A 24,790-nucleotide genomic window follows, 5' to 3' on the forward strand; every position below is an offset into this window, starting at 1 on the left:
TTAACGTGGGATTTTTCTTGATTATTTTCCAATACAAAATGAACTGAAAATATTACCGAGCAAATCATCGGAAGTAAATTGCCCTGTAATTTCGCTCAAATGGCTTTGTACTAAGCGCAATTCTTCCGCTAATAATTCCCCGGCATAAAATTGCGTTAATTGAATATGGCCTGTCTGCAAATGCTCAGCAGCTTTTTCCAACGCTTCCAAATGACGGCGGCGTGCTAAAAAGCCTCCTTCTGTCCCGGTTTGGTAGCCCATCGACTGCTTCAGATGTTCACGTAAAAAATCTACGCCTTGTTGAGTTTGTGCCGACAAACGGATAATAGTGTAGCCATTTTCTTCCTGAATGCTTTCCCCTTCACCACTTAAATCCGTTTTGTTGCGAATAATGGTCACGGGCAAATTCGCTGGCAATTTTGCCAAAAATTCTGACCGCACTTTTTCAAGATCGAGACTATCAGGATCGCTAGTGTCTAACATCAATAACACACGATCCGCTTGCTCAATTTCATTCCAAGCACGCGTAATCCCAATGCGCTCAACCTCATCCGTAGCATCACGCAACCCTGCCGTATCAATAATATGCAACGGCATACCGTCAATATGAATATGCTCTCGCAGCACATCTCGGGTTGTTCCGGCAATATCCGTCACAATCGCCGCTTCTCGCCCTGCAAGCGCATTCAGTAAGCTGGATTTCCCTGCATTTGGACGACCCGCAATTACAACTTTCATTCCTTCGCGTAAAATTGAACCTTGACGCGCCTCGCGACGTACGTGGTCGAGTTGCGTCATAATATCTGTCAAATGCCCTTCAATTTTTCCGTCCGCCAAGAAATCAATCTCTTCATCAGGAAAATCAATTGCGGCCTCCACATAGGTGCGCAAGTAAATCACTTGGTCAACTAACTGATTGACTTTATTGGAAAATTCACCTTGTAAGGATTTTAAGGCTGAACGTGCCGCTTGTTCAGAACTGGCATCAATTAAATCCGCAATCGCCTCTGCTTGGGCTAAATCCAGTTTATCGTTTAAAAAAGCCTGTTCAGAAAATTCACCAGGTTTGGCTAAACGCACACCTTTCACTTGCAAAATGCGTTTCAATAATAAATCCAACACCACCTGACCGCCGTGACCTTGCAGTTCAAGCACATCTTCGCCAGTAAAAGAATTTGGCGCTTTAAAGAATAAAGCAATACCTTGATCGAGTGTTGTGCCGTCAATGTCTTGAAAAGGCAAATAATTGGCTAAACGCGGTTTTAATTCTTTTCCCACAACGGCTTTTGCCACTTCTGTGGCTAAAGGTCCTGACACGCGCAAAATGCCTACACCACCACGTCCAATTGGCGTTGCTTGCGCGACAATGGTGTCTTTTTGAAAATCTGTCATAAAATAATCCTAAAATTGACCACACTTTAGCCTACGAAGTGATAAAAGTGCGGTGAAAAATTTGTGCGGAATTATAGCATAGCATTACATATAAATTTTTATTTGCTTATTGACAAGAGCCATTTTTTTTTTTGAATAATAGGGTTAAAAATAACAAGGAGTAATTTATGCAAAAAACTTATCGAAAATCGTGGTTCCCTTACATTCTTCCAGTAATTATATTACTGCTTACTCTTTTCGGGACTTATGTTGTTATTGTATCAGCGGCACATCAATGGTGGCTATTAATACTAATTCTTACGGTATATTCAATAATAGCCATATTGAGATTAAGAGCATTTAAGCTAATTATTGATGAAGATGGCATATGGTGTAGCAGTGGTATTTTCCCTTGGGAGAAGAAAACTAACGGCTTACATTGGCGAGATATCAATGGGGCTAATTACACCACAGGATTCATTAGTTGGATTAGCAATTCATACGAGGTTTATTACTTGAGAAAACCTAACGGAATTTCAAATTACTATAGCCACATTTATAATGGAAAAAAATTTGTTGACGATGTAAATCAAATCGTTAATCAAAAATAAAAAGCAAAAAGGCATCATCACGATGCCTTTTCTTTTTATTTAATTTTATTTCTTACGGCTATGCAAGCCTTTTTTCTCTAATCCACGATAGATTAATTGTTGTTGGATAATGGTAATTAAGTTTGATACTAACCAGTACAATACAAGACCTGCAGGGAACCATAAGAAGAATACGGTAAAGATCACTGGCATAAAGTTCATGACTTTTTGTTGCACTGGATCAGCCACAGGGGTTGGCGACATTTTTTGCAACAAGAACATTGAACCACCCATTAATAATGGCAGAATGTAGTAAGGATCTTGCGCAGATAAGTCTTGGATCCAACCAAAGAATGGGGCATGACGTAATTCGACCGCTTCCATAAATGTCCAATATAATGCGATGAAAATTGGCATTTGAATTAATAACGGTAAGCAACCACCTAATGGATTCACTTTTTCTTCTTTATAAAGTTTCATCATTTCTTGGCTCATACGTTGACGATCATCGCCAAAACGTTCACGCATTTCTTGCAATTTTGGCTGCAGCATACGCATTTTCGCCATAGACGTGTATTGTGCTTTAGTTAATGGGTAAAGAATGGCTTTAACCACTAAGGTGACACCGATAATCGCTAAGCCCCAGTTGCCAACAAGGCTTTGAATAAGAGTTAACAATTTAAATAATGGTTTCGCAATAAACCACGCCCAACCGTAGTCAACAGTTAAATCTAAGTGGTTTGCCACTTCGCCCATTTGCTCTTGTAATTTAGGTCCGGTCCATAATGAGCTATTGATCGTTTTAGTTTCGCCTGCTTGAATCGCTGTAACCGGACCGCGATAACCGATAAAGCCCATACCATTGTTCGTTGTGGTATAAAGTTGGTTATCCGCATCTTGATTTGGAATCCACGCCGAAACGAAATAATGTTGTAATACGGCTACCCAACCTGCTTTGGTGTTGATAGACAGGTTGCTACTTTTCATTTCATCAAAGCTATATTTTTTATAGTTTGTTTCTGATGAAGAATAAGCACCACCCGTATAGGTTGGCATTGCCATACTGCCTGAACTTTCCACTAAAGTATGTTTTAATTGACCGTAAGGCTGCACTTCAATCGCTGCTGCACTGTTATTTTGAATTTCATAGTTAACCGCAACATCATAAGAACCACGTTTCAGTACAAAGACTTTGTTGAAGATGACACCGTCTTTTTCTAAGGTTAAAGGTACGCGTAATTCATCTTGACCATCGGCTAATTTAAATTCATCGCCTTCAACACGATATTGAGCACGACCTGCTGCCGTATCAATACCGTTTTTACCCACTAAGCCACTTTGTGCCACATAGGTTTTTCCGTCTTTATTTTCTAGTAAAGCAAAACGCTCTTCACCGTTTAACTCTTTTGCGTAAGCCAATAAATCGCTTTCTACAACATCACCACCAAGGGTGTCGATTTTTAATTGGAAAACATCATTTGAGACAGTGATGATACGCCCTTGGGCTTGGCTATCAACAGCGTTTGACGCGCCTGTTGCGCTTGTTGGCGTATCAGTTGTTGATTGAGCAACACTTGTTTGTGCAACGACAGGTTTTGGTGCTTTATCCATTTCCCATTGTTGATAAACAAGGAACGAGATGAAAAGTAAAGCGAGTGCTAATAAGCCACGATTTGAATTCATTGGTTGTTCTCTTTATGGTTATTGTTTTTTGGCGGTACAGGATCGTATCCACCCTGATGTAAAGGGTGACATTTTAATACACGTTTAAGCGTAAGCCAACTACCTTTTAACGCGCCATGCGTTTTTATGGCTTCTAATCCATAACAAGAGCAAGTTGGAACAAAGCGACAGCGTGGTGCCATCATTGGACTGATGAAAATTTGGTAGCCGCGAATAATCTTAATTAAGATTTTTTCGCCAAGCGAATGTGACGTTGCCATAGTTTGCTAAGCGTTTGGCTGAAAGTTTGATTGTCTAACTTACCAATCCCTGCTTTTGCCACAATCACAAAATCATAGTGAGGTAATTCATGTTGCAATAAACGAAAACTTTCACGACATAAACGTTTAATACGATTACGTTCATGAGCACGTTTTACATGTTTTTTGGCAACAGTTAATCCTAAGCGAGGATTATCGAGGGAATTAGGGCGAGCGAGAATCGTGACTTCAGGCGTGCTAGCACGCGCCGGGTCTTGGAAGACGTATCTGAAATGCTCAGGGGCTAACAAACGTAGCCCCCGATGAAAAGTTAAGTCTTGCTTAATCACGTTAAAGTGAAAAATTAAGCTGATAAACTTTTACGACCTTTAGCACGACGACGAGCTAAAACTTGACGGCCGTTTTTAGTTGCCATACGAGCACGGAAACCGTGAGTACGGCTACGTTTTAATACAGATGGTTGAAATGTACGTTTCATGTTAAATCTACCTAAATCAAAAGTGTTTGTATTGATCGCTTTATTCGCACTGAGAATCAAAGCGAACAAAACATATTACTTGAAAACAAGGTTATTCAAAAATAGGAACGGAATTTTACTGTTAAAATGCCCGTTCGTCAAATTAGAAATAGAAGAATTTTCTCTTTATCTCAATTAGCGCGGCGAATTATACGTTTTTCGGGGAAAATCTCAAGTCATTTTTTTGATCTTTGAGAGAAGATCTTTTCTTGATTTTATTGTAAAATCTCCCCTATATTCGACCGCACTTTTATGTGCCATTTTCTATAACTCACTTATAATAAAGCTAAAATGGAACACCAACTTTCATCTCTTTGGGCAAATTGTTTATCAATACTACAAGATCAAGTGTCTGCCAATGATCTCAACATGTGGCTACGTCCGCTACAAGCTGATGTCAATAATACAAACCAAATTACACTATATGCATCAAATATATTTGTAAAAAATTGGGTAGAGAAACACTTCTTAGATAAAATTATCAAAACCGCACAAGAATTGAGTCAAAATCCTCATTTAGTTATTAAATTAGTGGAAGGCGTAAAACCTGCCGCCCCTAAAGTGCCGACAACACCTGTACAAGAGCAACCATCACCGACACAAAGTGCGGTCAATACAAGCCAAGATTTAGAGCAAACAGAGTTTCGTACAAACTTAAATCCAAATTATGTTTTCGACAACTTTGTGGGCGGAAAATCCAATCAATTAGCACGCTCGGCAGGTTTAAAAGTCGCTAAAAACCCAGGCGATACTATGGCTAATCCATTATTTTTATACGGCAGTTCGGGGTTGGGTAAAACCCACTTACTCCATGCTATTGGCAATGCGATTTTAGCGGATAATCCCAACACACGTATTGTTTACATTCACTCCGAACGTTATGTACAACAAATGGTAAAAGCATTACGCAGCGAACGCATTGAACAGTTTAAAAAATTCTATCGTTCCCTCGATGTATTACTGATTGATGATATTCAATTTTTTGCAGGCAAAGACGGAACACAAGAAGAATTTTTTCATACTTTCAATTCCTTATTTGAAGGTGGACGTCAGATTATTTTAACCTCGGACAAATTACCGAAGGCTATTGATAACTTTACAGAACGCTTAACCTCTCGTTTTGGTGTTGGCCTAACCTTGCAAATTGAACCGCCTGAATTAGAAACGCGTGTGGCAATTTTGATGAAAAAAGCCGAAGAACGCCAAATAAATCTACCGGAAGAAGTGGCTTTCTTTATTGGACAAAAATTACGTGCTAACGTACGTGAATTGGAAGGCGCGCTCAATCGTGTTCATGCTAATGCTGAATTTACAGGCCGACCAATCACTTTAGATTTTGCTCGTGAAACATTAAAGGATATGCTTGCCTTACAAGAAAAATTAGTCACTATCGAAAATATTCAAAAAGTGGTTGCCGAATACTATCGAATTAAAGTCTCTGATTTAAAATCAAAAAGCCGACTGCGTTCATTGGCTCGTCCACGCCAAGTAGCGATGGCGTTAGCGAAAGAATTAACGAACCGTAGTTTCCCTGAAATTGGCAAGAATTTTGGTGATCGGGATCATACCACAGTGATGTATGCCTGTGATAAAATTGCAGAACTTCGTGAAGAAGATACTAATTTACAAGAAGATTGGTCTAACTTAGTCCGTACTTTATCAGCATAAGGAAATACTATGCAGCTTATCGTTTCAAAAGAAAATCTGTTAAAACCATTACAGCAAGTTTGTGGCGTGTTAAGCAACCGCCCCAATATTCCTGTGCTCAATAATGTGTTACTGCAAATTCGTGGTAATCAACTCACTATTACCGGTACAGATTTAGAGGTTGAACTTTCGACCACAGCGCAATTAGATAATGAAGCCAACGGTGATGTCACCATTCCTGCTAAAAAATTCTTAGATATTTGTCGTAGTTTACACGAAAATGCCATTATTAATGTGGATTTTGAAGAAGATCGCGCCATTATTCGTTCTGAACGCACCAAATTTAATTTGGCGACTTTTCCTGCCGAAGAATATCCGAACTTAACGGATTGGCAATCGGAAGTGGATTTCACTGTGTCACAAGCCAATTTACGCCGTTTAATTGACGCCACGCAATTTTCCATGGCAAACAATGACGCGCGCTATTTCTTAAACGGAATGAAGTTTGAGACAGAAGGTAATCTATTGCGAACGGTAGCGACAGATGGTCACCGTCTTGCAGTTTGTACCATTGAATTAGAGCAAGATCTGCAAAATTATTCTGTTATTTTGCCAAGAAAAGGCGTGTTGGAATTAGCTCGATTACTTGATCCAAGTAGTGAGATCCCTGCTCGTGTACAAATTGGTACAAATAATCTACGTGTTCAATTAGGCTCTGTTATCTTCACCTCTAAATTAATTGATGGACGCTTCCCTGATTATAGACGCGTTCTACCACGCAATGCGGATCGGATTTTAGAAGCGGATTGGGAAAGCTTAAAACAAGCTTTTGTCCGCGCCTCCATTTTATCCAGTGAAAAAGTCCGCACTGTGCGTTTAGAGTTAGCCAATAATCAGCTCAAAATCACAGCGCGCAACCCTGAACAGGAAGAAGTGGAAGAAATGATTGATGTTGCCTACACGAGCGAACCAATGGAAATCGGCTTTAATGTGAGCTATGTCTTAGATGTGCTAAATGCGATTAAGTCACAACGTGTACGTGTTCGTTTAACGGATGCTTCATCAAGTTGTTTGGTGGAAGATATTGCAGACAACAGTGCAGAATATGTAATTATGCCGATGAAATTATAAATCTCAGACAATTTCACCGCACTTTATGGCAATTTCCCGTTTAATTATCGAACACTTCCGAAATCTCACCGCCGTGGATCTTGAATTTGACCACGGCTTTAACTTTTTGGTGGGAAATAATGGCAGTGGCAAAACCAGTTTGTTAGAAAGTATTTTCTACCTTGGGCATGGGCGTTCATTCAAAAGTGCAGTTACTACGCGCATTATTTCTTACGATCAACCACATTTTACCCTACACGGACGAATTCAAGAGCAACAACATCAATGGTCTGTGGGATTGCAAAAACAACGGAAAGAAGGCAATACTCTCGTAAAAATTAACGGAGAAGAGGGAAATAAAATTTCTGATCTTGCCCATTTGCTGCCCATGCAAATCATTACACCGGAAGGTTTAACCCTACTCAATGGCGGCCCAAGCTACCGCCGTGCTTTCCTAGATTGGGGATTATTCCACCACCAGCCCGCTTTTCATGCCGCTTGGTCGTCACTCAATCGTTTATTAAAACAGCGTAATGCGGCACTCCATCAAACCTTTGACTACAATCAGCTAAAAATTTGGGATGTAGAACTCGCTAAATTAGCACACCAAGTCAGCCATTGGCGTGCTCAATATGCGGAAGCATTACGATCTGATATTGAGCGTACCTGTCAGCTTTTCCTGCCTGAACTAGAAATCAATGTGAGTTTTCATCAAGGTTGGGATAAAAATACCGATTATATGGATTTATTACGTGATAACTTTGAACGAGATAAGCATCTAGGTTACACTTTTGCCGGCCCACAAAAAGCAGATTTTCGCTTTAAAGCCAATGGGTTGCCTGTTGAAGATGTATTATCACGGGGGCAATTAAAACTGCTAATGTGTGCATTACGCTTAGCTCAGGGAGAACATTTAATGCAAGAAAAAGAACGCTCTTGTATTTTTCTCATCGATGATTTTGCCTCTGAGCTAGATGAAACCAAACGTGCTTTACTCGCCGAGCGATTACAACAAAGCCATTCACAGGTTTTTGTGACTGCCATTACACCGGAACAGCTGAAACAAATGCAGCCTGAAAAGCATCGTCTCTTTTCCGTCAACAATGGCTTCATTAAGCCTATCAGTTAGGGCTATATTTCACGAAAAAAGTGCGGTCAATCTCGTAAGAATTTGACCGCACTTTTCTGTTTGAGCACAAACCGTGACTAACGTGTTCCGAATACCACAATTGTTTTCCCATGCGCTGCAATGAGATTTTGATCTTCTAACATTTTCAGAATTCTACCTACTGTTTCACGCGAACAACCCACCATCTGACCAATCTCTTGGCGTGTAATTTTAATTTGCATACCGTCTGGATGGGTCATAGCATCAGGCATTTTTGATAAGTTAATCAAAGTCTGGGCAATGCGGCCTGCTACATCCAAAAATGCCAAATTAGTCACTTGACGCGAAGTGTTTTGTAAACGATGAGATAACTGTGCCGTTAAATGCATCAAAATCTCAGGGTTGACCTGAATTAATTGACGGAATTTTTTATAAGATACTTCCGCAATTTCACAGGTTGTGCGTGCTTTTACTGAGGCCGAGCGTGTTTGGTTTTCTTCAAACAGCCCAACTTCACCAAAAAATTCTCCTTCATTTAAGTAAGACAAAATCATTTCTTTGCCTTCCTCATCTTTTACCATAACAATGGCCGAACCTTTAACCAGATAATAAAGTGTATCAGCTTTCTCACCTGCATGAATCAACGTAGTTTTCGTTGGATATTTATGAATATGACAGTGAGAAATAAACCAATCAATTGTTGGATCAATGAACGTGGAAATTGACTGCTCTTCCATTGATCTCATCATTTCTAAATCTTGCATTGATAACACTCCATTATAATATGCAATCGTTCTTAGTATTTCCCTAAGAAGTCATCTTTGTTTTTTATATCAATTGTTTCATGCAACTCAGACCAAACGATAACTGCAGTTCCATTGCGGATTAACGTTAGCAATCGTTGCACTTTTTGCTCCAAAGAAAGCTCTTCAAAGCCGTAATCAGTCCCTTCACGTAAAACCACACTTTCTACGATATTACGTAAAGTGTCCTGATCTAATTCTTGCCAAGGAATAATCATTGAAATAACAGCTCAATCAGTTTCCATTGCTGTTCAAAGCTTTGGTTTGGCGTACGGCGGAAATTGGTGCGCACATAACGCATAAATTGCCCTTCACATAGAGTAACCAAATAAGTTGCCAAGGTTTTCTCATCCATAGCAAATGTTCGCCCTTCTCGCAATTTACTCATTTGTAGAATATTCACAAATTGCAATTCTAAACGATCAAAAAACTGAGCGACTCGCGCTTGCAATTTGGCATCTTCAAACATCAACGCATGTCCTGTTAATACTCGCGTTAAACCCGGATTTTTACGCGCAAAGTCTAAAATCATCTGCATAATATCACGCACGCGATTTACCGTATTGGTTTCCATTCTGATGGATTGAGAAATTCGCGTAAACAAATTCTGCTCAATATTATCAAGCAACGCTTCAAACATTTTCGTTTTGCTTGGGAAATAACGATAAAGCGCCGCTTCAGAAACACCAACGGCTTCTGCAAGGCGTGCTGTCGTCATACGTTCCATACCATTTTCAGAATGAAGCATGCTGGTCAACACCGCTAACACTTGTTGACGGCGTTCATTCACACTTCGTTTCTCGATTTTAGGTGCTTTCGTTTCTAAAGGCGCTGGTTCAATAACCGCAATTTCAAGTTGTTCTTCTACCATGAATTCTTATTTCTTACCCGAATGACCAAAACCACCTTCACCACGATCGGTTTGCTCAAAATCTTCAACAATATTAAATTCTGCTTGTACAACAGGCACAAAAACTAATTGAGCAATACGATCACCAATTTCCACACGAAACGGCTCTTGACCACGATTCCATATAGAGACCATTAACGGCCCTTGATAATCGCTATCAATCAAGCCCACTAAGTTCCCCAATACAATCCCATTTTTATGACCTAAACCCGAGCGGGGCAAAATAACTGCCGCTAAATTCGGATCAGCGATATAAATCGATAACCCTGTTGGGATCAATTTTGTTTCACCCGGTTGAATTTCAAATCCTTCTTCAACTAAAGCGCGTAAATCCAACCCTGCAGACCCTGTAGTGGCATAAGTGGGTAAAGGAAATTCATTGCCAATACGGCTATCTAAAATTTTAACGTCAATTTTTTTCATTTCTTCTTTGTTCTCTTATCGGGTTATAAATCGTTCAACAATTTCTTGTACTAAGCCTTGCGCCAATTTGGTTTTTGAGCAAGTTGGCAATAATTTCTCACCATCTTTCCAAAATAAATGTAAAGCATTCTGATCTTCACCAAAGACCGCACCGCCCGCCACACTATTGGCACAAATCATATCTAAATTTTTTCGCTGCAATTTGTCCTTCGCATATGCTTCCACATTTTGTGTTTCCGCTGCAAAACCTACCACAAATGGACGCTGTTCATCAAGTGCGGCGACACTCGCAATAATGTCAGGATTTTTAACCAAACGTAAAGTCAGTTCATCATTATCGCCGGTTTTCTTGATTTTTTGTGTCGAAATTTCCGCCATTCGATAATCCGCCACCGCAGCACAACCAATAAATAGCTGATTTTTCACCGCACTTTCCATAGCAACTTGCCACATTTCTTGGGCGGAAATCACATTGATACGATTCACATGCGCTGGCGTTGGTAAATTAACCGGTCCACTAATTAGGGTTACTTCCGCACCACGTTCCGCAAAAGCTTGTGCAATCGCATAGCCCATTTTCCCTGAGCTATGATTGCTAATATAGCGAACCGGGTCAATGGCTTCTTGCGTTGGGCCCGCCGTAATGGCTACCGTTAATCCCAGCAAATCTTTTTGAGTGCTGAAATATTCACAAAGTGCGGTAAAAATTTCAGCCGGTTCGGACATACGCCCTGCGCCCACATCACCACAAGCTTGCGCCCCTGAATTCGGGCCAATAAATTTCACGCCACGTTGAATCAGCTTAGCAATATTTTCTTGTGTCACCGTTTGTGCATACATTTGTTGATTCATCGCAGGCGCAAGCAGAATCGGTGCAGCGGCGGCTAGGCAAAGGGTTGATAATAAATCATTTGCCATCCCCACAGTCATACGCGCAATAAAATCCGCCGTTGCGGGGGCAACCACAACAATATCCGCCCATTTTGCGAGCTCAATATGCCCCATGGATAATTCTGCAGATGGATCTAATAAAGATTGTGAAACGGGATTTCCTGAAATGGCTTGCAACGTTAAAGGTGTTACAAATTCCGCTGCAGCGGGGGTTAATACGACCCGCACTTCTGCGTCTGCCTTACGTAATAAACGAATTAACTCAATGGTTTTATAGGCAGCAATTCCGCCTGTAATACCGACAACCACTCGTTTCCCTTGCAAATCTGACATTGTTAGTCCTTTTTCACTTCTTACTGAACTGACCATTGTACTTTAATTTTTATCAAGAAAACATTTAATTTTGTGATCTTAATTCCAAATTTTCTGCCACGCTCTCGCCTTTCTTTTTCCGTTTATTTATCTTGCATAAAGAACGAGTGGCGGTTTATCTTTCAATAAAAAAGCCGCCTCCAACATATTAATATATTAGGAATTTTTATGACAAATCCCTCTTTGATGCCTAGGGAAAAATTGCTGCAATATGGCGCCAATTCCCTTGCTGATCACGAATTACTCGCCATATTTTTGCGCACAGGCATAAAAAATTGCCCCGTGATGCAACTCTCTCAAAATGTCCTTGAACATTTTGGATCATTACGAGGTTTAATTACTTCATCCCAAAAAGAATTTTGCACATTTAAAGGTATTGGGATTACACAATATATCCAACTACAAGCCTGCACAGAAATGACAAAGCGTTATTTACTTGACGAATTAAAATTTGCCCATGAATTTACCGATCCCAATACCGCAAGAATGTATTTGCAAACTGAATTGGAACATCGAGAAAGGGAAGTGTTTCTGGTATTGTTTTTAGATAATCAACATCGCTTAATCAAAACAGAAGAAATGTTCCTTGGCACCATTAATGCCGCCGGCGTTTATCCGCGTGAAATCATTAAAACCGCCCTTTATTGCAACGCTGCCGCATTAATTCTTGCGCATAATCATCCCTCTGGTTTAGCCGAGCCAAGTCGTTCAGATCAACAGATTACCGAAAAGATCAAAAATGCGGCTGAACTAATGGAAATCCGCATCTTAGATCATTTTGTCATCGGTAAAGGCAGCTACTTTTCCTTTGCAGAACAGGGTTGGTTATAAGAATTGTTGGATCTTCATGCGTTTTCGTGTAAAATTTCGCGGTTTTTAATGGAAAAGCTATTTTCCCCTTGAGAAAACAGAATAAAGCAAGTATAATTTGCGACCTTTAATATAGTAAGCGGGTCGGCGACTAGCGACCTGACGAGGTGGCTCTCAAGGCTTTCCTTGAACTTGTATCCGAACCGTAAGCTCGAGCTTATATTTAATTATTGGAGATTATTATGTCTAGAGTCTGTCAAGTAACAGGCAAGCGTCCAGCAGTTGGTAACAACCGTTCACACGCAATGAATGCGACTAAACGTCGTTTTCTTCCAAACCTTCACACTCACCGTTTCTGGGTTGAGAGCGAAAACCGTTTCGTAACTTTACGCTTAACAGCGAAAGGTATGCGTATTATTGATAAAAAAGGCATTGATGCAGTATTAGCTGAAATCCGTGCTCGTGGCGAAAAAATCTAAGGAGCTAAGAAATGGCAGCTAAAGGCGCTCGTGAGAAAATCCGTTTAGTTTCTTCAGCAGAAACCGGTCACTTCTACACAACAGATAAAAACAAACGTAATATGCCGGAAAAAATGGAAATCAAAAAATTTGATCCGGTTGTGCGTAAACACGTTATCTATCGTGAAGCTAAAATCAAATAATTTAGTTTTAAACGAATTAAGAAGCCCGAATGTAAATTCGGGTTTTTTATTATCTACTCGCTAGGAAAAGTTATGCCAGAATTACCCGAAGTCGAAACGGCAAAAAATGGAATTGCCCCTTATCTCAAAGATTTTTTCATCGAAAAAATTATCATTAGGCAGCCTAAATTACGTTGGGACGTTAGCCCTGAATTAGCTCAAATTTCTCACCAAAAAGTGACCGCACTTTCACGCCGAGCTAAATATCTCATTATTCACACAGAAAAAGGATTTATCATCGGCCACTTAGGCATGTCAGGCTCTGTACGCATTGTGACAGCCTCCACGCCTATAGAAAAGCACGATCACCTTGATATAGTGATGAATAATGGAAAAATCATGCGTTATAACGATCCTAGACGCTTTGGCGCATGGTTATGGACAACAAATTTGGATACCTTTCATCTGTTTGCCAAACTTGGCCCTGAGCCACTTTCTGATAAATTTAATGCAGAATATCTGTTCAAAAAATCGCGACAAAAATCCACCGCACTTAAATCATTTCTAATGGATAACGCGGTGGTAGTCGGTGTTGGTAATATTTACGCTAACGAAGTCTTATTTTACTGTGGACTTCACCCTGAAAAACCAGCTGGAAAAATAACCAAGCAAGACGCAGAAGCATTAGCACAGACCATCAAAACTGAACTCACTCGAGCCATTCAACAAGGTGGCACAACATTAAAAGATTTTCTACAACCAGATGGGAAACCTGGGTATTTTGCGCAAGAATTACAAATTTATGGCAAGAAAGGTGAACCTTGCCCGAAGTGCGGTCATAAAATTGAAAGTTTAGTGATTGGGCAACGGAATAGCTATATTTGCCCGAAATGCCAAAAGAAATAAATTTCTTTCTTCAATAAAAAATCCCCTGAAATCAAATTTCAGGGGATTTTATTAGCTTTTATGATTACTCATCGTCAGCCATATTAAGCATTTCTGCTAGGCTTGCTGTTGGATCATCTTCAGCAATGATGTTGAACTCTGCTTCAATTTCAGCTTCATCTGCCGCTGAGAATTTCACTTCAGGTTCTTCATGCGCTTCAAATCCTGCAGCACGGTTTTTAATACGGTTTTGGTGATACGCAAAACCTGTACCTGCCGGGATTAAACGACCTACAATCACGTTCTCTTTTAAGCCACGTAATTCATCGCGTTTACCTGCAACGGCTGCTTCGGTAAGAACACGTGTGGTTTCTTGGAACGATGCCGCTGAGATAAATGACTCAGTTGCCAATGATGCTTTGGTAATACCAAGCAATTCACGTTCGAATTCAACCAACGGTTTGCCTTCCGCAGCACGTTTACGGTTAACAATTTTAATACGTGCTACTTCCACTTGCTCACCTTCTAAGAATTCAGAATCGTAAGCATTGGTAATGACCGCTTTACGTAACATTTGACGAACGATTACTTCGATGTGCTTATCATTAATTTTTACCCCTTGTAAGCGGTAAACTTCTTGCACTTCGTTAACGATGTATTCCGTTACAGCGTGAACACCACGTAAGCGTAAGATATCATGCGGTGCTTCTGCACCATCAGAGATCAAGTCGCCACGTTGTACCATTTCGCCTTCGAATACGTTGAGCTGACGCCATTTTGGAATCATTTCTTCGTAAGTTTCGCCACCATCTGTTGGGGTAATTAATAGACGGCGTTTACCTTTGGTTTCTTTACCGAATGACACGATACCTGAAATTTCCGCTAAGATTGCCGGCTCTTTCGGTTTACGTGCTTCGAATAAGTCTGCTACGCGTGGAAGACCACCGGTAATATCTTTTGTTCCCACAGATTCTTGTGGAATACGTGCAAGTGGATCACCCACTTTGATTTCCGCACCATCATCTAAAGTAACAATGGCTTTACCCGGTAAGAAGTATTGAGCAACTACGTCTGTGCCTGCGATTAAAATATCGTTGCCTTTAGCGTCAACTAATTTGATCGCCGGACGTAAGTCTTTACCTGCTGTCGCACGTTCACCCACATCTTGGACTAAGATTGATGATAAACCTGTTAATTCATCTGTTTGACGGCTTACTGTTAAACCATCAATAATATCAACAAATTTCACGAAACCTGCAACTTCAGAAACCACCGGCATTGTATGCGGATCCCAGTTTGCAACAGTTTCACCCGCATTGACTTCTGCACCATCAACTTTGTTTAACGTTGCACCATAAGGTAATTTATAGTGTTCTTTTGTACGACCGAATGCATCGATAACGGTTAATTCTGTATTACGAGACGTTAAAACTAATTTACCTTCGTGGTTGGTCACCGATTTAATATTCGCTAAACGAATTGTACCGTTGTTTTTCACCTGTACGCTTGATTCTTTCGCTGCCGCAGATGCCGCACCACCGATATGGAACGTACGCATGGTTAACTGTGTACCCGGTTCACCGATAGATTGTGCCGCAATAACACCCACTGCTTCACCTTGGTTAATCAAGTGACCGCGTGCCAAGTCACGACCGTAACATTTCGCACACACACCAAAGTCTGTGTCACAAGTAACCACTGAACGCACCTTGATGCTATCTACTGAGTTTTCATCAATGATGTTACACCAGTTTTCGTCAATCAATGTGTTACGTGGAATTAAGACTTCTTCCGTACCCGGTTTGAAGACATCTTCAGCAACCACGCGACCTAATACTAATTCACGTAATGGTACTTTTTCATCGCCACCTTCAATTAATGGCATCATTTGAATACCTTCGTGTGTACCACAGTCGTCTTCTGTAATCACTAAGTCTTGTGCTACGTCAACTAAACGGCGTGTTAAGTAACCTGAGTTCGCTGTTTTTAACGCGGTATCCGCCAAACCTTTACGCGCACCGTGGGTTGAAATAAAGTACTGTAATACGTTCAAACCTTCACGGAAGTTCGCAGTAATTGGGGTTTCGATAATCGAACCGTCCGGACGTGCCATCAAACCACGCATACCGGCTAACTGACGAATCTGTGCCGCAGAACCACGCGCACCCGAGTCTGCCATCATAAAGATACTGTTGAATGACGCTTGTTTTTCAGGGTTACCTTCACGGTTGAGCACTTCTTCCGTTGAAAGGTTTTCCATCATCACTTTCGCTACGCGTTCATTTGCCGCAGCCCAAATATCGATGACTTTGTTATAACGCTCACCGGCGGTTACAAGACCTGATTGGAACTGTTCTTGAATCTCTGCCACTTCAGCTTCTGCTGCAGAAATAATTTCATATTTCTTCTCAGGAATCACCATATCATCGATACCAACAGATGAACCTGAACGTGCCGCGTAAGCAAAACCGGTGTACATAATATGGTCTGCGAACATCACGCTTTCTTTCATTCCTAAGCGGCGATAGCATTCATTGATTAATTTTGAAATCGCTTTTTTGCCTAAGGTTTGGTTAAACAAGCTAAATGGCATCCCTTTTGGTGCGATCATCCATAAAATAGCTCGACCAACAGTCGTATCCGTTAAAGTTGTTTTTGCAACCCATTCACCGGCTTCGTTTTTCTCGTGTTCGGTAATACGAACTTTAACGCGAGAATGTAATTCCGCTTGACCTGTACGATAGGCTTTTTCTGCTTCACGTGGGTCTTGTAACAACATACCTTCGCCTTTACCGTTCACTTTATCGCGTGTCATATAGTAAAGACCTAATACCACGTCTTGTGAAGGCACGATAATCGGCTCACCACTTGCCGGTGATAAAATGTTGTTGGTTGACATCATTAATGCACGCGCTTCTAATTGCGCTTCTAATGTCAACGGAACGTGAACCGCCATTTGGTCACCATCGAAGTCCGCGTTAAACGCCGCACAAACAAGCGGGTGTAACTGGATCGCTTTACCTTCAATTAAGATTGGCTCAAAGGCTTGGATACCTAAACGGTGCAAGGTTGGCGCACGGTTTAATAAAATTGGATGTTCACGAATTACATCCGCAAGAATATCCCATACGATAGCGTCTTCACGCTCAACCATTTTCTTCGCCGCTTTAATGGTTGTTGCATAACCACGGCTTTCTAATTTCGCATAGATAAACGGACGGAATAATTCCAACGCCATTTTTTTCGGTAAACCACATTGGTGTAGGTGTAAGTATGGACCTACGGTGATTACAGAACGACCGGAATAGTCAACACGTTTACCTAATAAGTTTTGACGGAAACGACCTTGTTTACCTTTGATCATATCCGCAAGTGATTTTAATGGACGGCGATTTGAACCGGTGATCGCACGACCGCGGCGACCGTTATCTAACAACGCATCCACAGATTCTTGTAACATACGTTTTTCGTTACGTACGATAATATCCGGCGCGATTAAGTCTAGAAGACGTTTTAAACGGTTGTTACGGTTAATTACACGGCGATATAAATCATTCAAATCTGAAGTGGCAAAACGACCACCGTCCAATGGGACTAACGGACGTAAATCCGGTGGAAGAACCGGTAATACGGTCATTACCATCCATTCCGGTTTGTTACCGGATTGAATGAAAGCTTCTAATAATTTCAAACGTTTGGTGATTTTCTTACGTTTCGTTTCTGAGTTGGTTTCTTGTAACTCTTCACGTAAGGTTTCACATTCATGCTCTAAATCCATATTGCGTAAAATGGCTTGGATAGCTTCCGCCCCCATTTTCGCATCGAATTCATCTGCCCAACGTTCTTCAGCGTCTAAATATTGCTCTTCGGTTAATAACTGACCTTTTTCTAAATCAGTCATACCCGGCTCGATCACAATATATGATTCAAAATAAAGCACACGCTCAATATCACGTAATGGCATATCTAATAATAAGCCGATACGGGACGGAAGTGATTTTAAGAACCAAATGTGTGCAACCGGAGAGGCTAATTCAATATGCCCCATACGCTCACGGCGGACTTTAGTTTGTGTAACTTCAACACCACATTTTTCACAGATCACACCACGGTGTTTTAAACGTTTATATTTACCACATAAACATTCGTAATCTTTTACCGGCCCGAAAATACGCGCACAGAAAAGACCGTCACGTTCTGGTTTAAATGTACGGTAGTTAATGGTTTCCGGTTTTTTCACTTCACCAAATGACCATGAACGGATCATATCTGGTGAGGCTAAACCGATTTTAATCACATCAAAATCTTCAGCTGTTTTTGATTGCGCTTTTAAAAAATTAACTAAATCTTTCACAGATTTTGCTCCACTCGGAGTTAAAGATATTCAAAGTGCGGTTGAAAAAATACAAGATTTTTGACCGCACTTTGCGCGGATTTGTCGCTATTGACGAAAATTACTCTTCGTCTAAGTCAATGTTAAGACCAAGCGAGCGAATTTCTTTCATAATTACATTGAAAGACTCTGGCGTACCTGGTTCCATATAGTGGGTACCGCCCACGATGTTTTTATACATCTTCGTACGGCCGTTCACGTCATCGGATTTCACGGTTAACATTTCTTGTAATGTGTATGCAGCACCGTATGCTTCTAATGCCCACACCTCCATCTCACCGAAACGTTGACCACCGAATTGCGCTTTACCACCCAATGGTTGTTGTGTAACAAGACTATAAGAACCTGTTGAACGAGCATGCATTTTGTCGTCAACTAAGTGGTTCAATTTGAGCATATACATATAACCTACGGTTACCGGACGCTCGAATTTCTCACCTGTACGACCATCGTACAAGGTAATTTGACCCGAAGTCGGTAATCCACCCAGTTTTAATAGCTCTTTAATTTCGCTTTCGTGCGCACCATCAAATACTGGTGTTGCAAGCGGTAAACCTTTACGCAAGTTTTCAGCTAAGCGCATTACTTCTTCGTCTGTAAATGTGCTTAGATCTACTTTTTGTGAACCGCCACCTAAGTCGTAAGCTTTTTGGATATATTCACGCAATTTCGCCACAGATTGTTGCTGTTTGATCATTGCGTTAATTTGGTCACCGATACCTTTCGCCGCTAAACCTAAGTGCGTTTCAAGGATCTGACCGATGTTCATACGTGAAGGTACGCCCAGTGGGTTCAACACGATTTCAACAGGTTGACCGTTTTCATCGTATGGCATATCTTCAACCGGGTTAATTTTTGAGATAACACCTTTGTTACCATGGCGACCCGCCATTTTATCCCCAGGTTGAATTTGACGTTTCACCGCCAAGTACACTTTCACCACTTTTTGAACGCCTGGTGCTAAATCATCCCCTTGGATAATTTTACCGCGTTTCACTTCAAGTTTATGCTCGAAGTCTTTGCGTAACTCTTCGTATTGCTCTGCAAGTTGTTCTAATTGGTTTTGTTTCGCTTCATCACTTAAGGTTTGTTCTAACCATTTAGTGCGGTCTAATTTATCCAATTCTTTCTCATTAATACCGCCTTCCACTAATAAGTGGCGAACGCGTGAGAATAAACCTGCTTCTAAAATTTCTAATTCTTCAACAAGGTCTTTTTTCGCTTGTTTTAATTGCATTTCTTCAATTTCAAGCGCACGTTTGTCTTTCTCTACGCCATCGCGCGTAAAGACTTGAACGTCAATAACTGTACCTGAAGTACCGTTAGGCACGCGTAATGAAGAATCTTTAACATCGGAGGCTTTTTCACCAAAGATCGCGCGTAAAAGTTTCTCTTCCGGTGTTAATTGGGTTTCACCTTTCGGTGTTACTTTACCTACTAAGATGTCGCCACCTTTTACTTCAGCACCCACATAAACAATACCTGATTCATCCAATTTGCTTAACGCGGATTCACCCACATTCGGAATATCTGCAGTAATTTCTTCTGCGCCTAATTTTGTATCACGCGCCACGCAAGATAATTCTTGAATATGGATTGTTGTGAAACGATCTTGTTGAACAACACGTTCAGACACTAACATTGAGTCTTCAAAGTTATAACCGTTCCAAGGCATGAATGCCACACGGATATTTTGACCTAATGCTAATTCACCTAAATCTGTTGACGGACCATCTGCCAAGATCTCACCACGACCAACAGGTTCACCCAAGTTCACACAAGGAATTTGGTTAATACAAGTGTTTTGGTTTGAACGGGTGTATTTAATCAGGTTATAAATATCGATACCTGCTTCACCCGGGATGGTTTCATCTTCGTTTACTTTTACCACGATACGTGAAGCATCAACGTATTGAATGACACCACCACGTTTTGCAATCACCGCAACACCGGAGTCAAGGGCGATTGGTTTTTCCATCCCTGTACCCACTAACGGTTTATCCGCACGTAATGTTGGTACTGCTTGACGTTGCATGTTTGCACCCATTAACGCACGGTTCGCATCGTCATGCTCAAGGAATGGGATTAAGGCTGCCGCTACAGAAACTACTTGTTGTGTAGAAACGTCCATATAGTGAATTTCTTCAGGGCGATATAAACCTGATTCACCGTGTTCGCCACGCGCGGTAACATAAGCATCGGTAAAACGGAAGTTTTCATCTAAGTTTGAGTTAGCCTGCGCAATGACATATTTACCTTCTTCAATCGCAGATAAATATTCGATTTCTTCAGTTACTTGCCCATCAACCACTTTACGATATGGTGTTTCTAAGAAACCATAATCATTGGTACGTGCATAAACAGACAATGAGTTAATCAAACCGATATTTGGACCCTCAGGGGTTTCGATTGGACACACACGACCGTAGTGCGTAGTGTGTACGTCACGTACTTCAAAGCCAGCGCGTTCACGCGTTAAACCGCCCGGACCCAATGCAGAAATACGGCGTTTATGCGTAACTTCTGATAATGGGTTATTTTGGTCCATAAATTGTGATAATTGTGATGAACCGAAGAATTCACGTACAGCCGCTGAAATTGGTTTTGCGTTGATTAAATCTTGTGGTGTCACTGCATCTAAGTCACCTAAAGAAAGACGCTCTTTCACCGCACGTTCAACACGTACTAAACCAATACGGAATTGGTTTTCAGCCATTTCACCCACTGAACGGATACGGCGGTTACCTAAGTGGTCAATATCATCCACTTCACCACGACCGTTACGAATGTCGATTAATTTTTTCATCACGCTAACGATGTCTTCTTTGCTTAATACACCGCTGCCTGTTTCTTCTTCAACACCAATTGAACGGTTGAATTTCATACGACCTACTGCGGATAAGTCATAACGTTCTTGAGAGAAGAATAGGTTGTCAAACAAACCTTCTGCCGCTTCTTTTGTTGGCGGCTCACCCGGACGCATCATACGATAAATCTCAACCAATGCCGTTAAACGGTCGTGAGATGGATCTACGCGCAAGGTTTCTGAAATATATGGACCGAAATCTAAATCGTTAGTAAATAAGGTTTCGATAGTTGTGTAACCGGCTTGCGCTAATTTGGCTAATAACTCTAAGCTAATTTCCATATTAGCAGGACAAATGATTTCGCCTGTTTCAAGATCAACATAATCTTTCGCTGCCACTTTGCCAATGATGTAATCTGTTGGCACTTCAACTTGCGTGATATTGTCTTTTTCTAAGGCACGAATGTGACGAGCCGTAATACGGCGACCACGTTCAACATAAACTTTACCATTGGCTTCAATGTCAAAAGTCGCTGTTTCGCCACGTAAACGTTCCGGTACAAGCGCCATTAAAAGTTTGTTGTCTTGGATTTCAAATACAACTTTATCGAAGAATAAATCTAAGATTTCTTCTGTGCTATAGTTTAATGCACGCAAAATGATAGTCGCCGGTAATTTACGGCGGCGGTCAATACGAGCAAATAAGTTGTCTTTCGGGTCAAACTCAAAATCTAACCAAGAACCACGGTAAGGAATAATACGTGCGTTATAAAGCACTTTACCTGATGAATGAGTTTTACCTTTATCTGAATCAAAGAACACACCCGGACTACGGTGTAATTGCGAAACGATAACACGTTCAGTACCATTAATCACAAAAGTACCGTTTTCGGTCATCAATGGGATTTCGCCCATATAAACATCTTGTTCTTTGATGTCTTTAATCGTGCCTGGAGCAGCGTCTTTATCATAGCTCACAAGGCGTAATTTAACGCGAAGTGGCGCGGCAAAAGTTGTGCCACGGATTTGACATTCACGCACGTCAAATACAGGCTCGCCTAATTTATAGCTCACATATTGCAATTCTGTTGAACCATTATTGCTCACAATTGGGAACACAGAACGGAATGCGGCTTCTAAACCTTGCTGACCTTCCGGATCGCGTTGAATAAATTTGTCGAATGAATCTAATTGAATCGTTAATAAATAAGGTACGTTTAAAACTTGCGGACGTTTACCGAAGTCTTTACGAATACGTTTTTTCTCAGTATAAGAGTAACCCATTGGTTTTCCCTGTAATTTTTAGTGAGACCGAGTTGAAATGAAAAATACTACCGACATGCAAGTGCGGTTAAAATCTTATGTATTTTTCAAATCAATGTTTGAACCCGTTTCCAGATCCCGCACTCTGAACCTTACTTCTGATGAGCGGATTGCATTAAGCTAACAGACTGATTTAACTTAATTTTTATGCAATAAAACGGTGAGTATTTTTGTATTGCTAAACAACACAAAAAGCTGACAGATTTTCACTGCCAGCTGCATTTTTTAAAAATGGTTGTGTATTATAGTATTTTGTGAGGACTTTGGCAATCATTCCTTAGGCATTATATAAACAAAAACCCCGATGTTACCATCGGGGTCTCTTGAACTTCGAAAAGTGGGTTCAAAATCAAAATTATTTGATTTCTACTTTCGCGCCAGCTTCTTCTAATTCTTTTTTCAATGCTTCAGCTTCAGCTTTAGAGATGCCTTCTTTTAAGTTAGCCGGAGCAGATTCAACTAAGTCTTTAGCTTCTTTTAAGCCTAAACCTGTTGCACCACGTACTGCTTTGATTACAGCTACTTTGTTCGCACCAGCGTCTGCTAATACTACATCGAATTCAGTTTTTTCTTCTGCTGCCGCTGCGCCTGCTGCCGGAGCTGCTGCTACTGCTGCCGCTGCTGAAACGCCGAATTTTTCTTCCATCGCTGCGATTAATTCAACGATTTCTGATACTGATTTAGAAGCAATCGCTTCGATAAGTTGTTCGTTAGTTAATGACATAACAATCAATTCCTAATGTAAATAAAGTTAAACGAGTTAAGAAGTTCTTGCTTGAAATTAAGCCGCTTCTTGTAATTTGTCGCGTAATGCTGCAAAAGTGCGAACAAGTTTGCCTGCCGCAGCTTCTTTCATTGTACCCATTAAACGTGCAATCGCTTCTTCGTAAGTTGGTAACGTTGCCAAGAATGCAACATCTTGGATTTTACCTTCAAAGGCTGCACCTTTAATTTCAAACTCTTTGTTTGCTTTTGCGAACTCAGTGAACAAACGTGCTGCTGCACCTGGATGTTCATTTGAGAATGCAATAAGAGTTGGACCGGTAAACGTATCTTTTAAGCATTCGAATTCTGTACCTTCAACTGCACGGCGTAATAAAGTATTACGAACAACACGCATTGAAACACCAGCTTCACGAGCTGCTTTACGTAAATCAGTCATTTTATCAACTGTTACACCACGTGAATCCGCGATTACAGCTGAAAGGGCACCTTTGGCTGCTTCATTTACTTCAGCAACAATTGCTTGTTTGTCTTGAAGATTTAATGCCATTGGCTTTTAGCTCCTGAATACACTCCGATTTCTCGGAATTAAATTACCTAATACAAACGGCGTACTAGGACGACTTCGGTGTACAGAAGCAGAAAATTCTTTTTCTGTTCACCATCTACGTAGGTGATTAAGAAAATTTTGTCATTTCTGACCGCACTCTCGTGCATTTTCCCCTACGGTCTTGGACGGGGCTTGATTGGCAAGCACCATCAGATTTGTGGTTGCCCACAAAATAGGCCGGTATAATACTGACTTTGACTATCATTGTAAAGCAAAATATCATTTTTTATTCAATTTAAGTTTGTCTTTCGAGAAAATATAAACTGCCCTTGTCATCACATTCATGATTTTCAGTATTTTTATGGTACAATCCAATAATATTTTTAATAACCTACTTTTATTGAACCATTATGTCTAGACAAAAAAAATCACGCCGTCTTACAGATATCATGCCTGCTCGTAAGGCTGATAAGAAACCTGAAAGCAAACCGCTTTCGGGCAAGAAACTCTCTCGTTATGAGCTTGATGCCAAGGCGCGAGAAGAAAAGCGTAAACGTAAACACAAAGGCTTAGCTTCAGGCTCTCGCCACAGCGTAAGCGATACACAAAATAATGCCCAGCAAACAGAGAAAAAAGATCCACGTATTGGTAGCCGTAAAAAAGTGCCTTTAATCGTTGAATTTGTGAATAAACCCGAAAAAGGACAATTTATTCAACCCGTTAAATTGGACACAAAACCAACCGCACTTTCACCTGAATTAGAACTTGAACAACTAGAAAATAATGAGTGCTTAAATGACTTGTTGGATCAGCTTGATGCAGGTAAAACCATCAGTGTCGCAGATCAGAAATTTGTGGACGAATGCCTAGATCGCATTGCTGAATTAATGGATGAACTGGGTATTGAAGAGGAAGATAGCGAAGACGATTTACTGAACACTTTCGAAAAAATTGATATTAACCAATTTAGATAAT

23 protein-coding genes are annotated in these 24,790 nt (G+C 40.8%); 9 read left to right on the forward strand and 14 right to left on the reverse strand.

Annotated features, from left to right (window positions below; translation table 11 throughout):
• Positions 1-21: 21 nt before the first annotated feature.
• On the reverse strand, positions 22-1,392 hold the full coding sequence (gene mnmE, locus Q0O89_RS00455) for a tRNA uridine-5-carboxymethylaminomethyl(34) synthesis GTPase MnmE (protein ID WP_293729459.1): 1,371 nt from the start codon (positions 1,390-1,392) through the stop codon (positions 22-24).
• A gap of 167 nt (positions 1,393-1,559) precedes the next feature.
• Between mnmE and Q0O89_RS00460 the strand changes: the two genes are divergently transcribed.
• Entirely contained in the window at positions 1,560-1,982 is a 423-nt protein-coding gene (locus tag Q0O89_RS00460; protein WP_293729461.1) for a hypothetical protein, read from the forward strand.
• 45 nt (positions 1,983-2,027) lie between these two features.
• On the opposite strand, the gene yidC is transcribed toward Q0O89_RS00460, so the two are convergent.
• From yidC to rpmH, 4 genes are read right to left on the reverse strand one after another with little or no spacing between them, the layout of a single operon-like run.
• Positions 2,028-3,644 (reverse strand): membrane protein insertase YidC, encoded by a 1,617-nt coding sequence (gene yidC, locus Q0O89_RS00465; RefSeq protein ID WP_293729463.1) that lies wholly within the window; start codon positions 3,642-3,644, stop codon positions 2,028-2,030.
• The gene (yidD, locus tag Q0O89_RS00470; RefSeq protein WP_135710004.1) at positions 3,641-3,904 is read right to left on the reverse strand and encodes a membrane protein insertion efficiency factor YidD; all 264 of its coding nucleotides are present in this window, start codon (positions 3,902-3,904) and stop codon (positions 3,641-3,643) included. Before yidD ends, yidC begins: the two co-directional genes overlap by 4 nt.
• The gene (gene rnpA, locus Q0O89_RS00475; RefSeq protein WP_293729469.1) at positions 3,868-4,233 is read right to left on the reverse strand and encodes a ribonuclease P protein component; all 366 of its coding nucleotides are present in this window, start codon (positions 4,231-4,233) and stop codon (positions 3,868-3,870) included. The genes yidD and rnpA overlap by 37 nt, the downstream gene beginning before the upstream one ends.
• A 14-nt stretch (positions 4,234-4,247) precedes the next feature.
• A complete protein-coding gene (gene rpmH, locus Q0O89_RS00480) occupies positions 4,248-4,382 on the reverse strand; it encodes a 50S ribosomal protein L34 (protein WP_005539760.1) in 135 nt (44 codons plus the stop codon).
• Between the two features lie 330 nt (positions 4,383-4,712).
• Between rpmH and dnaA the strand changes: the two genes are divergently transcribed.
• From dnaA to recF, 3 genes are read left to right on the forward strand one after another with little or no spacing between them, the layout of a single operon-like run.
• Positions 4,713-6,089 carry a chromosomal replication initiator protein DnaA gene (gene dnaA / locus Q0O89_RS00485; protein ID WP_293729867.1) on the forward strand — a complete coding sequence of 459 codons (1,377 nt, stop codon included), beginning with the start codon at positions 4,713-4,715 and terminating at the stop codon, positions 6,087-6,089.
• Positions 6,090-6,098: 9 nt separating this feature from the next.
• Complete coding sequence (gene dnaN, locus Q0O89_RS00490) at positions 6,099-7,199, forward strand: DNA polymerase III subunit beta (protein WP_273395301.1); 1,101 nt, start codon at positions 6,099-6,101, stop codon at positions 7,197-7,199.
• 25 nt (positions 7,200-7,224) lie between these two features.
• Positions 7,225-8,307 (forward strand): DNA replication/repair protein RecF, encoded by a 1,083-nt coding sequence (gene recF, locus Q0O89_RS00495; protein WP_293729868.1) that lies wholly within the window; start codon positions 7,225-7,227, stop codon positions 8,305-8,307.
• A gap of 77 nt (positions 8,308-8,384) precedes the next feature.
• On the opposite strand, the gene crp is transcribed toward recF, so the two are convergent.
• From crp to coaBC, 5 genes are read right to left on the reverse strand one after another with little or no spacing between them, the layout of a single operon-like run.
• Entirely contained in the window at positions 8,385-9,023 is a 639-nt protein-coding gene (gene crp, locus Q0O89_RS00500; protein WP_293729943.1) for a cAMP-activated global transcriptional regulator CRP, read from the reverse strand.
• Between the two features lie 59 nt (positions 9,024-9,082).
• Positions 9,083-9,307, reverse strand: a complete 225-nt coding sequence (locus tag Q0O89_RS00505; protein WP_293729869.1) for a YheU family protein — start codon at positions 9,305-9,307, stop codon at positions 9,083-9,085.
• Complete coding sequence (slmA, locus tag Q0O89_RS00510) at positions 9,304-9,960, reverse strand: nucleoid occlusion factor SlmA (protein ID WP_135709998.1); 657 nt, start codon at positions 9,958-9,960, stop codon at positions 9,304-9,306. The genes Q0O89_RS00505 and slmA overlap by 4 nt, the downstream gene beginning before the upstream one ends.
• Before the next feature lie 6 nt (positions 9,961-9,966).
• Positions 9,967-10,422 (reverse strand): dUTP diphosphatase, encoded by a 456-nt coding sequence (dut, locus tag Q0O89_RS00515; protein WP_293729870.1) that lies wholly within the window; start codon positions 10,420-10,422, stop codon positions 9,967-9,969.
• 15 nt (positions 10,423-10,437) lie between these two features.
• The gene (gene coaBC, locus Q0O89_RS00520; protein ID WP_293729871.1) at positions 10,438-11,646 is read right to left on the reverse strand and encodes a bifunctional phosphopantothenoylcysteine decarboxylase/phosphopantothenate--cysteine ligase CoaBC; all 1,209 of its coding nucleotides are present in this window, start codon (positions 11,644-11,646) and stop codon (positions 10,438-10,440) included.
• Between the two features lie 207 nt (positions 11,647-11,853).
• Between coaBC and radC the strand changes: the two genes are divergently transcribed.
• The 4 genes from radC to mutM all read left to right on the forward strand — a co-directional run bounded on the left by radC (position 11,854) and on the right by mutM (position 14,041).
• Positions 11,854-12,516, forward strand: coding sequence for a DNA repair protein RadC (gene radC, locus Q0O89_RS00525; RefSeq protein WP_293729872.1), 663 nt, complete (start codon positions 11,854-11,856; stop codon positions 12,514-12,516).
• Between the two features lie 221 nt (positions 12,517-12,737).
• A complete protein-coding gene (rpmB, locus tag Q0O89_RS00530) occupies positions 12,738-12,974 on the forward strand; it encodes a 50S ribosomal protein L28 (RefSeq protein WP_006251446.1) in 237 nt (78 codons plus the stop codon).
• A gap of 11 nt (positions 12,975-12,985) precedes the next feature.
• Positions 12,986-13,156, forward strand: a complete 171-nt coding sequence (gene rpmG / locus Q0O89_RS00535; protein ID WP_011978673.1) for a 50S ribosomal protein L33 — start codon at positions 12,986-12,988, stop codon at positions 13,154-13,156.
• Between the two features lie 72 nt (positions 13,157-13,228).
• A complete protein-coding gene (gene mutM, locus Q0O89_RS00540) occupies positions 13,229-14,041 on the forward strand; it encodes a bifunctional DNA-formamidopyrimidine glycosylase/DNA-(apurinic or apyrimidinic site) lyase (RefSeq protein ID WP_293729873.1) in 813 nt (270 codons plus the stop codon).
• Positions 14,042-14,105: 64 nt separating this feature from the next.
• Here the strand turns inward: mutM and rpoC are convergent, their stop codons facing one another.
• From rpoC to rplJ, 4 genes are all read right to left on the reverse strand, one after another.
• Positions 14,106-18,374, reverse strand: a complete 4,269-nt coding sequence (rpoC, locus tag Q0O89_RS00545) for a DNA-directed RNA polymerase subunit beta' (protein WP_293729874.1) — start codon at positions 18,372-18,374, stop codon at positions 14,106-14,108.
• A 100-nt stretch (positions 18,375-18,474) separates the two neighbouring features.
• Complete coding sequence (gene rpoB / locus Q0O89_RS00550; protein ID WP_135709991.1) at positions 18,475-22,503, reverse strand: DNA-directed RNA polymerase subunit beta; 4,029 nt, start codon at positions 22,501-22,503, stop codon at positions 18,475-18,477.
• Between the two features lie 394 nt (positions 22,504-22,897).
• Positions 22,898-23,266, reverse strand: coding sequence for a 50S ribosomal protein L7/L12 (gene rplL / locus Q0O89_RS00555; RefSeq protein WP_005822167.1), 369 nt, complete (start codon positions 23,264-23,266; stop codon positions 22,898-22,900).
• 57 nt (positions 23,267-23,323) lie between these two features.
• Entirely contained in the window at positions 23,324-23,815 is a 492-nt protein-coding gene (rplJ, locus tag Q0O89_RS00560; RefSeq protein ID WP_135709990.1) for a 50S ribosomal protein L10, read from the reverse strand.
• 410 nt (positions 23,816-24,225) lie between these two features.
• On the opposite strand from rplJ, the gene yihI reads away from it, so the two are divergent.
• Positions 24,226-24,789 (forward strand): Der GTPase-activating protein YihI, encoded by a 564-nt coding sequence (gene yihI / locus Q0O89_RS00565; protein ID WP_293729875.1) that lies wholly within the window; start codon positions 24,226-24,228, stop codon positions 24,787-24,789.
• Position 24,790 lies beyond the last annotated feature (1 nt).

This window comes from uncultured Actinobacillus sp. (assembly GCF_945915845.1).
GTDB lineage: Bacteria > Pseudomonadota > Gammaproteobacteria > Enterobacterales > Pasteurellaceae > Exercitatus.

Coding starts and splice junctions, on each gene's coding strand:
- mnmE (WP_293729459.1), bottom strand. CDS start 1,392: ATGACAGATTTTCAAAAAGACACCATTGTCGCGCAAGCAACGCCAATT.
- Q0O89_RS00460 (WP_293729461.1), top strand. CDS start 1,560: ATGCAAAAAACTTATCGAAAATCGTGGTTCCCTTACATTCTTCCAGTA.
- yidC (WP_293729463.1), bottom strand. CDS start 3,644: ATGAATTCAAATCGTGGCTTATTAGCACTCGCTTTACTTTTCATCTCG.
- yidD (WP_135710004.1), bottom strand. CDS start 3,904: ATGGCAACGTCACATTCGCTTGGCGAAAAAATCTTAATTAAGATTATT.
- rpmH (WP_005539760.1), bottom strand. CDS start 4,382: ATGAAACGTACATTTCAACCATCTGTATTAAAACGTAGCCGTACTCAC.
- dnaA (WP_293729867.1), top strand. CDS start 4,713: ATGGAACACCAACTTTCATCTCTTTGGGCAAATTGTTTATCAATACTA.
- dnaN (WP_273395301.1), top strand. CDS start 6,099: ATGCAGCTTATCGTTTCAAAAGAAAATCTGTTAAAACCATTACAGCAA.
- recF (WP_293729868.1), top strand. CDS start 7,225: ATGGCAATTTCCCGTTTAATTATCGAACACTTCCGAAATCTCACCGCC.
- crp (WP_293729943.1), bottom strand. CDS start 9,023: ATGGAAGAGCAGTCAATTTCCACGTTCATTGATCCAACAATTGATTGG.
- Q0O89_RS00505 (WP_293729869.1), bottom strand. CDS start 9,307: ATGATTATTCCTTGGCAAGAATTAGATCAGGACACTTTACGTAATATC.
- slmA (WP_135709998.1), bottom strand. CDS start 9,960: ATGGTAGAAGAACAACTTGAAATTGCGGTTATTGAACCAGCGCCTTTA.
- dut (WP_293729870.1), bottom strand. CDS start 10,422: ATGAAAAAAATTGACGTTAAAATTTTAGATAGCCGTATTGGCAATGAA.
- coaBC (WP_293729871.1), bottom strand. CDS start 11,646: ATGTCAGATTTGCAAGGGAAACGAGTGGTTGTCGGTATTACAGGCGGA.
- radC (WP_293729872.1), top strand. CDS start 11,854: ATGACAAATCCCTCTTTGATGCCTAGGGAAAAATTGCTGCAATATGGC.
- rpmB (WP_006251446.1), top strand. CDS start 12,738: ATGTCTAGAGTCTGTCAAGTAACAGGCAAGCGTCCAGCAGTTGGTAAC.
- rpmG (WP_011978673.1), top strand. CDS start 12,986: ATGGCAGCTAAAGGCGCTCGTGAGAAAATCCGTTTAGTTTCTTCAGCA.
- mutM (WP_293729873.1), top strand. CDS start 13,229: ATGCCAGAATTACCCGAAGTCGAAACGGCAAAAAATGGAATTGCCCCT.
- rpoB (WP_135709991.1), bottom strand. CDS start 22,503: ATGGGTTACTCTTATACTGAGAAAAAACGTATTCGTAAAGACTTCGGT.
- rplL (WP_005822167.1), bottom strand. CDS start 23,266: ATGTCATTAACTAACGAACAACTTATCGAAGCGATTGCTTCTAAATCA.
- rplJ (WP_135709990.1), bottom strand. CDS start 23,815: ATGGCATTAAATCTTCAAGACAAACAAGCAATTGTTGCTGAAGTAAAT.
- yihI (WP_293729875.1), top strand. CDS start 24,226: ATGTCTAGACAAAAAAAATCACGCCGTCTTACAGATATCATGCCTGCT.